Here is a 12,645-nt window from a genome sequence, read left to right as displayed (position 1 = left end):
AAACGACACTTGTGTGTCGTTTTTAGCTTTCGCACCGTAAAGTCGTTGTGCATTTATGCACCGACTGCGGAAGATACCTATCGTTCGCACCGTAAAGTCGTTGTGCATTTATGCACCGACTGCGGAAGATACCTATCGTTCGCACCGTAAAGTCGTTGTGCATTTATGCACCGACTGCGGAACATACTCAAAAGAACATATAATAGATTTACAAATTCTACTATAAAGAGTTTGTAAATCTTCAAAATTGTTGTATAATTCCACATCTTAAAAAAGTGTGGCACTTCTTATGATTCAAAGCGAAATATTTTATCTTTTTTCAATAATATCAGTAGGATATATCCTCGGTAATATAAAAATACGCGGATTTTCACTGGACATTACTGCCATGCTTATAGTCGCACTAATTGCAGGCCATTATGGTTTGATTATATCAGAAGAGTTTAAATTTTTTGGTTTAGCAATATTTATCTATGCAGTTGGCTTACAGTCTGGTCCAGGTTTTTTTGAAACTATTAAAAAAGATGGTGTTAGATTAAATCTTTTAGCTATTATACTAGTTGTTCTTATCTTTTTAACTATTAGTGCTATTGGAATGTATATGGAGCTTCCACCAGGGACAATAGAGGGCATATTTACAGGTTCACTTACAAGTGTTCCAGCTCTTGCATCTGCTCTTGAAATTAGTGATGACTCTTCTATATCCGTAATTTTTGGTTTAGTATACCCTTTTTGTATTGTTATTACAGTTTTATTTGTAAGAATTTTACCAATTATATTTAGAGTAGATCTTGATAAAGAGATAAAGAAATATGAACAAGATCAACGCAGAAAATATCCAGAGGTTTTTACTAGGAATTATAGAATAATTAATGAAAATTTTAAAAACAGTAGTGTTGATAAACAGCAAATTGAAGACATGACGGGAGCTATTATAGAGCGTATTGAATATAATAGTGAAGATGATAATCTTCTACATGTAAACGATATAGTAAGAGCATCAGGAACTGCTAAAGAGTTAAAAAAACTAGAGATTATTTTAGGTGAAGAGATACAAGATACTTTTGAGTTTCATGATGATATGAAAGTTTTTAGACTTTTGGTCGCTTCAAAAGATATTGTTGGTAAGAAAATAGCACAAATAACACAGTTAAAAACACTTCGTGCTGTAATAACAAAAGTAAGGCGATCTGGTATTGATATTACTCCAAATCCTGGTTTGACATTGCGTTTAGGAGATAAGCTTTATGTTGTTGCTCCAAGAGAGTATGGTAAAAAAGTTACAAAAATTATTGGTGATGATCTTTTAAAATACCCTGCTGCTGATTTTCTTCCTATATCTCTAGGTATAGTTTTAGGTATTTTAATCGGTAGTATCCCTTTTGTAATACCAGGATTTGGTAGTATAAAGTTAAGCTTTGTCGGAGGTATTTTATTGACTGCTATTTTACTAGGTAGAAAAGGAAGAGTTGGAGGCATAGTTTTTCAGCTTTCACCACACTCTACAAGTATGATGAAAACTTTGGGACAGCTTATTTTTATGGCAACAATTGGAACAAATGCTGGTAAATACTTAGTTGAGTCCATATCGCAAAATGGTTTTACACCAGTCTATATTGCAGTTTTTGGATTGGTGTTTTCTATTGCCATTATGACAGTGCTTTGTAGGGTATTTTTAAAGATGAATTTTATTAATATTTTAGGATTGCTTTCTGGCGCAATGGTTTCAACACCAACTCTTACAATGGTAAATAATACAACCAAATCAGAATACTCTTCAATATCTTATGCTGCAGTTTATCCTATGTCATTAGTTCTTATGATAATTCTTGCACAGCTTGGTATGAAGATTTATTAGTTATAGTGTAACAGGAGGATAATATATCGATATCTACTAGAGACAAACTTGTGCTTATTGGTGCCTCTACTGGCGGTCCTGGGCATTTAAAAAAAATTTTTTCCAATTTAGATAGTTCAATAAATGTACCAATTGTAGTTGCTCAGCATATGAATCCAGTTTTTATATCAAGTTTTGTAAAGCAGTTCAATGATGAAATGCCATTTGATTTTTATGCGGTAGATAGTAATCACGGAATAAAAAAGGGTTCAATATATATCTGTTCTACTCATTGTCGATTAAATATTCTTTATAATAGTGTTGAGCTCCAAGTAGACAATAGTGTTAATTCGCATTATAATCCCAGTATAGATAATCTGTTTAAATCAGCAGTCAAATTATGTAAAACTTATGATGTGTTGGCAATTTTATTGACAGGAATTGGAAGTGATGGAGCTAGTGGACTTAGTGAACTTCAAATTGAAGGTGCAAATACAATTGCAGAGAGCAAAGAGAGTGCTATTGTATTTGGTATGCCAAAAAAAGCATTTGAATTGAATAGCAATATAGAAGTTATGCATCTAAATGAAATAATAAAATTTGTTAAAAAATTTACTAAGTAAAGGTCTAAATAGTGTTTTTTAGAAAAAAAAATAAAAGCCAAGAAAAAAAAATTAATAAACTGTATAAACAGGAGTTTAATAGTATTGGACTTGAAGATCTTTTACATTATGTAAAATTAGAAACTGGTATTGATCTTTTTCTTAAAAAAAGTATCATAGAGACAAGACTAAAGCTGTTTTGTAAAGATAAAGAGATATACAGTTTTAGTGATTTACTTGGATTAGTTAAATGCAAGAATGATTTAAAACAAGAGATTATAAATCTACTTACCGTAAATGAGACATATTTTTTTCGTGAAGAGAGACAGCTACAAGAAGCTGTAAATTTTGCCATTAGTAGAGATAAGAGTGTGAGTATTCTTTGTGCACCTTGTGCATCTGGTGAAGAGGTATATTCACTTAGTATGATGTTGAGTGAACAGACAGATTTATCAAATAAGTTCACTATTACTGGAGTTGATATTAATTCAGAAGCAATCACAAAAGCGAAGAGAGGATTATATACTAAAAGATCACTACATAAGTTAAATGAAAATGTTAAAAATAGGTATTTTACATACAAGGATGATATGTACCAAATAAAATCAGAGCATTTTTTGCATGTTAATTTTAGAAAAGTTAATATATTTGAAGATTCATTTACATCAATAGGTAGTTTTGATATAATTTTTTCAAGAAATATGTTTATATACTTTGATAACACAACAAGACTAATAGCAATGCAAAGGTTTTCTAAACTTTTAAAAAGAGATGGTAGACTTTTGCTCGGTCATGCAGATATTGTTCCACAAAATGAGTGGCTAACTAAAGTTGGTTTTGGGAGTAGTGCTTACTATAGCCATCCAAGAACAAACTAAGGCATACTAGTAAGTCATAAGTGAGTGAGATGTGAAGTAGCTATCTTGAAGCCTTTACTAGTAAAGGTGAGAGATAGATGCTTTGCAGATTGCTTACTTATGACTTATCCAAAGGACGATAAGAGAAGCATACACTTGACTTCGTTAAAAGGTTTTAAAGCTACTAGTAGCTCTTGCAACCTTTTGTCTCGCAATTGCATACTTCTCTTATCGCTAGTATGCCTTAGTTTGTTCTTGGATGGCTATATACTCATCCTAAATCTTAGATATATTTTTTAGTTTTACAAACATCATGGCTGTCATTAGTGCATCATTTGTTGCATCATGCTTACCAAAAATAGGAAGTTCTAAATCTTTCATAATGGAATCAAACCTCAAGTCAATATGACCATCAGGGATAAATTTTATTTTTTTATCATGATAGATACCAGATACTTCTATCTGTTTATTTGGAAGTTTAATCCCAAGATATGGTTTTAAGTATTTGTTTATCATGTTTACATCAAATTCAAGGTAGTAACCAACAAGTGTAGATGAACCAATAAAATGTAGGAATTTTTCTATTGCCTCATTTGGTTTACTCCCATTTTGAAGATCAATATTTCTTATTTGGTGTATTTTGATACTCTCTTCACTAATCTCTTTTGTTGGTTGTACATAGAGTTCAAACTTCTCAGAAGCTAAAATTTTATTGCCTTTTATTTTAACAGCACCAATAGATAATATTTCATCTACTTTTGGATTTAAACCAGTTGTCTCAGTATCATATACAACATATTCATCAACAGGTGGCTCATCAAATAAAAATGCATAATCTTCGTTATTGAGATTTTTTCTGTTAAAATGGGTAAAAATTTTAGAAAGCATTATGAGACCACTGCACAGTAAGAACACCCACAAAAGCTTAGTTTTGGGTGAGATTTGAAATATAAAATTTGAAGGACTAACTTGTTAATTTGAAAACTTTTATCTTTTAAAGATTGCCCAAAACTAAGCTTCCCTGCGGGTATCAAGAGGTTTCGCATATACTTCGTTAATTGTTCTTGAACTAACCAGTTAGTCCTGCGATCAATTGCCTTGTCTATACAAAACCTCTTGATATTGTGGGTGTTTTTACTGTGTAGTGGTCTCATTACTGCACCATATTCAGTTTAAAATGGTGTTTCAAAAAATCTTTAAATTTATTTACGATTTTAAAGCTATCTTTTAGTAGGTCTAACTCAAGTTGATTGAGATTTTTTATATCAATTCTATTGTCTGGATCTTCTTCATGTTCAAAATATCTAAGCCTCTCTTGTAGTCTGAGATTTAAAAGAGTATCAAATGCCTCTTCAAGTGCATCACAAAAGCCTTCTTCAATAAGCTTTAACTTTTTTAATTCCCTCATACGACTGTTGGTATTTGTTATATGTATACCATTTTCCAGTGACATGCTTCTAATTCCTTGTACAATTGGAAATATACCACCTTTTTTTACATCAATATGATTATTTTTTGCAATTAAGTTGGTAAACATTCCAATGGGTGTTTCAAAAAGAAGTGCCGCTTTTGCAAAGTTTGCCATAAATACACTTCTATCTTTTACTCCATTAAATATCATATCTTTTAATTCAAGTAAAAGTTCATGATTTCCAGCAACACTCATTGCATCAAAAAATATTGCTAAATGCATGTAGTCATCGCCACTAGGAGCTTCTAACCATCTAGCTATTTCACCTTTGTATGATTCACTATTTTTTCTCCAATACTCATTTGAAACCATTATATTTCCATCACAAGGTGGAAAACCAAAATCAATAAGTGTTTTTGTAAATTTTTCCATATAGAGTGTAAATTCTGTAGCGTCTACCCCATCTTCTATAATGAGTGCATTATCTTGGTCTGTTTTGAGCATTTGCTCTTTTCTGCCTTCACTACCCATAACAACCAAACAAGCTTTACTGGCTAACTCTTGTGGGACTATCATCTCATAAAGTTTTTCATATATCTTTTCATTTAATTCTGAAATAAGTTTAGCAATATACTCTACTTTAGTTCCTTTTGCATGAAGCTTTTTAATAATATTAATAAAATCAGCACTTGCAAGTTTTAACTCTTCAATCGAAGTTGCTTTTTTAATCTGAACAGCTACAAGATATGTGTGATTTGCAAAATAGCTAAGAAGATCGAGTTGCTCTAAAATCCCTATAACTTTATCATCTTTTGTTACTACAATTCTTTTTATCGAATTTTTTGTAAAAGAGAGAAGGGCATTAAATAAAAAGTCATTATGCTCAATCGTAATTATAGGGCTTAAGGCAATTGGACCTATCGGACCATATTTATCGTAGTTATTATAAAGTATGTGCTTTCTTAATATACTATCAGTTACAATTCCAAGCGTACCATTGTCCTCAACAAGTATACAGTTTGTTTTTAACTCTTCCATCTCGCTTAGAGCTTCCATGATTGGTCTCTTTGCATCTACAATACATGGATCATGGAGATATGAGTCGCTTACTCTTGCTATCATAAAGCCAGACATTTGTGTTGTATACTCTTTTTGCTTTGCAGATTGTATGCGATTCGCAAGATCTTTTATATAGAAGTTTTTAAATTCAGTATTTGATTCTAATAGAGACTTAAAGTCCTCTTTTTTCATTTCAAAACATATAAGCTCTTCAAGAACTTTAAATGTATACTCAGTCTTATCATATATTAGAGAATCAGCATCAAATGTATTTGAATTATTATATACTTTTATAAGTTCATCATTGTGGTACTCTCCAACTTCACCCTTAATAATTAGATATAAAAAGTCAGAAATACTATCAGGTGATATTAGCACAGTATCTTTTTTATAGTAGGCAATATCCATTGAATTAACGGCTTTTGTAAGTTCTCTTGGTTTTAGTAACTCAAAGGGGTGAATAGATTTTAAAAATGCTTCTTGATCATGTAGACTCATGGTGTAACCTTAGTGTTAGACTTCTATTAAGTTATCACAAATAAGTTAAAAAAAGGCTAAATTATTGCAAACACACGGTTTTTAACCGTGTGTTTGAGTAGATTAGTGAGTTGCCGCACCAGCCCCTCTAGGGATTCTGATACTTTCAACAAGATCTTGTATATGCTGTGGTGGTGGTGGAGTAATTTTACTTACTATTATTGCAACAATAAAGTGTAAAATCATACCAATAGTACCGATACCAGTTGGAGCAATACCCCATAGATAGTCAGCTTTATCTCCGCCCATAAATACAAAGTAGATTATGTATCCAAAGGTAAATATTAGACCACTAAGCATACCTGCAATTGCTCCCTCTTTATTCATTCTCTTATAGAAAATTCCAAGGATAATTACAGGGAAGAATGAAGCAGCTGCAAGACCAAATGCAAATGCAACAACTTGTGCAACAAATCCTGGAGGGTGAATTCCAAGGTAACCAGCTACGACAATCGCTACGATAGCAGCAAGACGAGCACTTAGAAGCTCTGCTTTTTCACTCATTTTAGATTTACCAGTTACAGGGTCTTTCATAAGCACATTACCTAAAAGGTCATGTGAAATTGAAGTAGATATAACAAGTAGAAGTCCAGCTGCAGTTGAAAGTGCTGCTGCAAGACCACCTGCTGCGATAATTGCAATAACCCAGTTTGGAAGACCTGCGATTTCAGGGTTAGCTAAAACGATAATATCGCGGTCAAGGTAAAGCTCATTGACAATCTTACCATTTGCTCTCATCTCATCAGCATTTGCAGTATGAGATGGCATTGGGTTTGCAGTTAAACGCTCTCCACTTGCTCCTCTTCCTTCTGCATACTTTGGTTTACCTTTTGCACCTTCAAAAGCTTTTCCTGATGCAAATTGGATTTTACCATCACCGTTTCTATCAGTCCAAGCTATAAGACCAGAATTTTCCCAGTTTTTAAACCATATTCCGCTATTTCCTTCTATCTCATTATTTACAAATTTTGCATAATCAACATTTTGTAGGTTTTTGATTAAGTTAAGTCTTGCAAAACCAGCAACTGCAGGAATTTGTGTATATAAAATTGCGATAAATACTAAAGCCCAACCAGCAGATATTCTTGCACCTTTTACAGTTGGAGTTGTAAAAAATCTAACGATAACATGAGGAAGTCCGGCAGTACCAAGCATAAGAGCAGTAGTTAGCATGAAAACATTCCAAGTACCACCATGACTTACAGTATAAGCACCAAATCCAAGATCAGTCATAGAGGTATCTAGTGCATGTAGTAAGTATGTTCCACTATCAATCATCCTTATACCGTCATCAAATTGAAATGGAATAGACCCACCAAAACCGATTTGTGGTAAAAATGTATCTGTAACTTGTAGTGAAAGGAAGATTGCAGGAACTGTAAATGCAAAAATCATAACACAGTATTGAGCAACTTGTGTATATGTAATACCTTTCATACCACCAAGAACAGCATATATGAAAACGATAAACATACCAATATAGATACCCATATTTACATCAACTTGTAGGAATCTAGAAAAAACGATTCCAACACCTCTCATCTGTCCCGCAACATATGTAAATGAAATAAAGATTACACATATAACAGCAACTGTACGAGCGAAGTCAGAGTAGTATCTATCACCAACAAAATCAGGAACAGTAAACTTTCCAAACTTTCTTAAGTATGGTGCTAAAAGCATTGCTAGTAGTACATAACCACCAGTCCAACCCATCAAGTAAGCACCACCATCACTACCTTTTAGTGAAACAATACCTGCAAGTGAGATAAAAGAAGCAGCACTCATCCAGTCTGCACCAGTAGCCATACCGTTCAGTACAGGATGAACTCCTCCACCTGCAACATAAAACTCTTTAGTAGACCCAGCTCTTGCCCAAATCGCAATACCGATATAAAGAGCAAAAGATAGTCCGACAAATAGATAAATTAAACTTTGTAATTCCATATTATTTTCCCTTTATTCGTGAATGTCGTATTTTTCTTCAATTGCTTCCATCTTTTTTGCATAAACAAAAATAAGAACCAAGAAAACATATATAGCACCTTGCTGTGCAAACCAAAATCCTAGTTTGAATCCTCCAAATGTAATCGCATTGAGTTCGTCTATAAAGATAATACCGCAACCATAAGATACGGCAAACCAGACTACCAATAGCTTGAGAATAAGTGAAATATTCTCTTTCCAATAAGCTTCTGCAGCTTCCTTGTTCATAAGGTCTCCTTGAGTAGATTTTAATGTAAAATGAGTATTTAAACAAAATAGACATTAACATTTTTCAAACACTATGATAGAATCTCTACATAGCATTAGCATAGCAAAGATAAAATTTTGTAAAAAAGTTATTAAAATTTTTTTTTATGTGTAAAAATGAAACACCTTTTAAATTACCTTTTAAATTATTGTATAATAACAAAAAAATTAGGAGAAGATGTGAACCCAGTAATAGAAGATTTTTTATCAAGTGTAAGTTCATTGCACCAGTTAAAAGCAAAAGAATTACCTATTAAAGTGATAAAGGCTATGGCTGATATGGATACAAATGAACTATATAAGCTTTGTACTCAGTTGATTGTACTTCAGCATAATGTTCCTACAAAAGAGAAGATGATAACCATAGATGAAGATGAACTACTTCTTTTAGTTGATGCATATGGCAAGGAGTTATTAGAGAGGTTTAAAAAGTAGGTATATATGTTTCTGTTATGATATTTGCAAGAGAGTTTGCTAGTATTTTATATCCTTCTGCATTTGGATGTATTTGATCTATTTTTAAATAACTATCTCCAAGTATATTTTCTAAGGAACTGCTATCTAATGGCACATTTAATTCTTGTGCTATTTCATAGTATATTTGTGCAGTTGAAAGAGTTAGTACTTCCATAGTTGGAACACCTACAAGTACAACATGAACATTTTTCTTGCGAGCTATTTCTATCATTTTTTTAATATTTTCTTTTGCTTTTAGAAGACTTTTTCTTCGTATAATATCATTTCCACCTTCACAGATAATAAGAATTTTAGGATTATATTTTTCTAGTATTTTAGGGAGTCTTCTAAGAGCTTCACTTGTTACTTCTCCATTTACACCAGCATTGATAACTTCAGTTTGAAGTAGTTTTGAGAGCTGTGATGGATAGCTATCTTCTTTAGCTACTCTATATCCATATGTGATACTATCACCAAATGCAACAACTTTTGTATCAATTGGTAACATAATGGCTCCGTCAAACTCTTCATCACTGCTATTAAAAAAGTTTAAAATTACAATGGCAATAATTGCTAAAAAGACTAATTTTACTATACTCATACATTATTATATCAGATTATGATAGAATTCGTGCAAAAAAGAGAAGTTTTGGTAAAAAAAGATATTGATTGGTTGGCTGTTACGGCACTAGTAACGGCTATGTTAGTTTGGGCAAGCTCTTTTATAGCATTAAAATCTGCAATTGGTCCACTTGGTCCTATGAGTGTTATTTTTGGTCGTATGTTTGTTGCAAGTTTATGTTTTGTATATTTTATTAAAAGTTTTACAAAATTAAAATTTAACAAGGATGATATTAAGTATATTGTATTAATGGTATTTTTTGAACCATGTTTATATTTTATATTTGAAGCAAAAGCATTACAATACACAAGTGCAGGACAAGCAGGTATGATTACTTCAATGATGCCCCTTATAACAGCTGTTGCTGCAGGTATAATTTTAAAGGAGCTTATTACAAAACGGCTTATTGTTGGTGCACTCTTAGCTGTAGGTGGTGCAGTTTGGTTAAGTTTAGTAACTTCGAGCAGTGAAAATGCTTCAAATCCACTTTTAGGAAATACACTTGAATTTTTTGCTATGGTATGCGGAGCAGGATATGCTATTACAATTAGACACCTTAGTGAAAAGTTTTCAGCACTATTTTTAACTGCAATTCAGTCATTTGCTGGGGCTATATTCTTCTTTCCATTTGCTGTATGGGAATACAATAATATAGGGTTCACTTTTGATTTAGATGCGATGATTTGGACTGTCTATTTAGGCGTAGTAGTTACTCTTGGTGGATATGGTATGTTCAACTTTGCACTTGGACGCATTGAGGCTAGTAAGGCAGCTGTATACATAAATCTTATTCCTATATTTGCTCTTCTCTTAGCATTTTTTGTTTTAGGTGAAAAACTAGGTTTTATTGAGCTTGTAGCCTCAGCTGTTATATTGAGTGGAGTATTTATCTCTCAGATGCCAACTGAGAGATTAAAGCAAGCTCATATTAGACGAAAAGCACGCAAGCAGCAGTAGGACCATGAGCTCCTATAACTAAAGACTGCTCTATGTCTGCAGTTTTAGATGGTCCACTTATAAAAGTACCATAGCCACTTTCATCAAATTTTATCCGCTCATATGCCTCATGCATTGTATCTACAATATTTTCTTTTTTAACAACTATTAGAAGCTGTTTTGCTAAAAAATACAAAGCTCTATGGCGGTTGTCACTGTTTTTAACCCAAACAGCACCATTTTCAGCCACCGCAAATTCTGCATCAACAACGGCCAAGTCCACATACTCTAAAGGGTGAGGTCTGTTTGGTTGGTTGGCATCAATAGTGTTAGCAGTAAAGGCTCTACATGTAGAGGTAATAACATCTAAGTTTTTATAGTTCTCTTTTACAAACTCATTTACTGTTTGATCTTTTAGCCAGAGTGCATTTCCTCCAACACTACTTAGAGAGGTTGAAAACTTTTCATTTTTATCTTTGTAGTATGTATGAGGTATGTTAGTCTCTGGTAACTCAGCAGATTTTGATGGCAAATTTTTTTTGATATTGTTTAGTATATATTCTCTTGAAGACATTACTTTTTCCTCGCTTTATATAGCTCTTTAAAACTGTTTTTTGGAAACTCTGGTAGCTCTCTTTTTTTACCCCATATATTTGCTTTTGAGTAGAGTATACTTCTTGGAAGTTTTGGTACAATCTTTCTTGCTAACTTTCCACTAAAATCCATGAGAGCAGGGTGTTTCATAACCCAAGTTGCAATTTTCAGTGCTGTATGCTTTTTAAAATCAAGAAGACCAGCAGCAACTACGCTTTGTCTATGTTTATATAGCTGATTATGAAGGTTTATCTTAACAGGGCAGACATTGGAACATGATGCACAAAGTGTACATGCAAAGGGTAGAGTTTTATTTGTTCTCAAATCTTTACTAGCACCAAGTGTAGAGCCAATTGGTCCTGGTATAGTATAGCCGTAGCTATGTCCTCCACTTCGTCTATATACTGGGCAAGTGTTTATGCATGCTCCACATCTGATGCAATTTAAAGATTGTACAAAGTCTTCATTTCCTATGATATTGGAGCGACCATTGTCAACTATGATGATGTGCATTTCTCCATTTTCAACAGGAGCATGAAAGTGTGAAGTATAAGATGTTATGGGCTGACCTGTAGCACTTCTTGCAAGAAGCCTTGTAAATATACTAAGATCTTCAAGTCTTGGTATAATTTTTTCTATGCCCATGCTAGCAATGTGAAGACTTGGAAGAGATGCTCCTAAATCTGCATTGCCTTCATTGGTACAAACTACAATACCACCAGTCTCAGCTATACCAAAGTTAACGCCAGTCAAAGAAGCATCTGCATTTAAAAATTTTTCTCTAAGATGTTTTCTCGCCTCTCTTGTAAGGTAGGTAGGATCACAGTTGTCTTTTTCTGTTTTTAAAAACTTTTCAAAAGTTTTTCCAACATCCTCTTTTTTTAGATGAATAGCCGGAAGAACTATGTGTGAAGGTGCTTCTTTTCTTAGCTGAACTATGCGTTCTCCAAGGTCAGTATCGACTACTTCTATACCATTTTTCTCTAGAAATGGATTTAGATGACACTCTTCAGTAAGCATTGACTTGCTTTTTACAAGCTTTTTTGCTCCACGAGATAAAAGAAGTTTCAAAACTATCTCATTGTGTTCTTGTGCATCTTTTGCCCAGTGTACATGTAGACCTTTTTCTTTAGCGTTTTTTTCAAACTCTTCAAGATAGTGATCAAGTTTACTTATGGTATGAGTTTTTATCTCACTTGCTACTCGTCTTAACTCTTCCCACTCATCTAGTCCATGAGCAGCTACATCTCTTTTTTTACGCACAAACCATAGTGCTTTGTCGTGCCAGTGCATTCTCTCATCATCGGCTATAAACTCTGCAGCTTTTTCAGGATGTCCCATTATGAGACCACTTCACAGTAAGAACACCCACAAAAGCTTAGTTTTGGGTGAGATTTGAAATATAAAATTTGAAGGACTAACTTGTTAATTCGAAAACTTTTATCTTTTAAAGATTGCCTAAAACTAAGCTTCCCTGTGGG

12 protein-coding genes are annotated in these 12,645 nt (G+C 33.2%); 5 read left to right on the top strand and 7 right to left on the bottom strand.

Going from position 1 to position 12,645, the window contains the following annotated elements; genetic code table 11:
• Positions 1-289: 289 nt before the first annotated feature.
• The 3 genes from MV052_RS06140 to MV052_RS06130 are packed head-to-tail and all read left to right on the top strand — an operon-like array spanning position 290 to position 3,317.
• Positions 290-1,858, top strand: coding sequence for a TrkA C-terminal domain-containing protein (locus tag MV052_RS06140; protein WP_297441993.1), 1,569 nt, complete (start codon positions 290-292; stop codon positions 1,856-1,858).
• Between the two features lie 50 nt (positions 1,859-1,908).
• Positions 1,909-2,460 (top strand): CheB methylesterase domain-containing protein, encoded by a 552-nt coding sequence (locus MV052_RS06135; RefSeq protein ID WP_297441991.1) that lies wholly within the window; start codon positions 1,909-1,911, stop codon positions 2,458-2,460.
• An 11-nt stretch (positions 2,461-2,471) separates the two neighbouring features.
• Positions 2,472-3,317, top strand: a complete 846-nt coding sequence (locus MV052_RS06130) for a CheR family methyltransferase (RefSeq protein ID WP_297441989.1) — start codon at positions 2,472-2,474, stop codon at positions 3,315-3,317.
• A 255-nt stretch (positions 3,318-3,572) separates the two neighbouring features.
• Here the strand turns inward: MV052_RS06130 and MV052_RS06125 are convergent, their stop codons facing one another.
• The 4 genes from MV052_RS06125 to MV052_RS06110 form a co-directional block, all read right to left on the bottom strand.
• A complete protein-coding gene (locus tag MV052_RS06125; protein WP_297441986.1) occupies positions 3,573-4,184 on the bottom strand; it encodes a 3'-5' exonuclease in 612 nt (203 codons plus the stop codon).
• A gap of 265 nt (positions 4,185-4,449) precedes the next feature.
• The gene (locus MV052_RS06120) at positions 4,450-6,264 is read right to left on the bottom strand and encodes a DUF294 nucleotidyltransferase-like domain-containing protein (protein ID WP_297441984.1); all 1,815 of its coding nucleotides are present in this window, start codon (positions 6,262-6,264) and stop codon (positions 4,450-4,452) included.
• 102 nt (positions 6,265-6,366) lie between these two features.
• On the bottom strand, positions 6,367-8,250 hold the full coding sequence (locus MV052_RS06115) for a sodium:solute symporter family protein (protein ID WP_297441982.1): 1,884 nt from the start codon (positions 8,248-8,250) through the stop codon (positions 6,367-6,369).
• A gap of 12 nt (positions 8,251-8,262) precedes the next feature.
• Complete coding sequence (locus MV052_RS06110; protein WP_297441980.1) at positions 8,263-8,517, bottom strand: DUF4212 domain-containing protein; 255 nt, start codon at positions 8,515-8,517, stop codon at positions 8,263-8,265.
• Between the two features lie 219 nt (positions 8,518-8,736).
• Here MV052_RS06110 and MV052_RS06105 point away from each other — a divergent pair, with 219 nt between their 5' ends.
• Positions 8,737-8,991 carry a hypothetical protein gene (locus tag MV052_RS06105; RefSeq protein ID WP_297441978.1) on the top strand — a complete coding sequence of 85 codons (255 nt, stop codon included), beginning with the start codon at positions 8,737-8,739 and terminating at the stop codon, positions 8,989-8,991.
• On the opposite strand, the gene MV052_RS06100 is transcribed toward MV052_RS06105, so the two are convergent.
• On the bottom strand, positions 8,981-9,613 hold the full coding sequence (locus MV052_RS06100; protein ID WP_297441976.1) for an arylesterase: 633 nt from the start codon (positions 9,611-9,613) through the stop codon (positions 8,981-8,983). The two genes, MV052_RS06105 and MV052_RS06100, sit on opposite strands and share 11 nt — an antisense overlap.
• 48 nt (positions 9,614-9,661) lie before the next feature.
• On the opposite strand from MV052_RS06100, the gene MV052_RS06095 reads away from it, so the two are divergent.
• On the top strand, positions 9,662-10,591 hold the full coding sequence (locus tag MV052_RS06095; protein WP_297441974.1) for a DMT family transporter: 930 nt from the start codon (positions 9,662-9,664) through the stop codon (positions 10,589-10,591).
• On the opposite strand, the gene MV052_RS06090 is transcribed toward MV052_RS06095, so the two are convergent.
• Positions 10,563-11,144 carry a lactate utilization protein gene (locus tag MV052_RS06090; RefSeq protein WP_297441972.1) on the bottom strand — a complete coding sequence of 194 codons (582 nt, stop codon included), beginning with the start codon at positions 11,142-11,144 and terminating at the stop codon, positions 10,563-10,565. The two genes, MV052_RS06095 and MV052_RS06090, sit on opposite strands and share 29 nt — an antisense overlap.
• Positions 11,144-12,505, bottom strand: coding sequence for a lactate utilization protein B (locus tag MV052_RS06085; protein ID WP_297441970.1), 1,362 nt, complete (start codon positions 12,503-12,505; stop codon positions 11,144-11,146). The genes MV052_RS06090 and MV052_RS06085 overlap by 1 nt, the downstream gene beginning before the upstream one ends.
• Positions 12,506-12,645: the final 140 nt, after the last annotated feature.

The sequence above is a fragment of the Sulfurimonas sp. genome (genome assembly GCF_026988655.1).
GTDB lineage: Bacteria > Campylobacterota > Campylobacteria > Campylobacterales > Sulfurimonadaceae > Sulfurimonas.
This window is presented reverse-complemented; position numbering and strand designations above follow the sequence as displayed.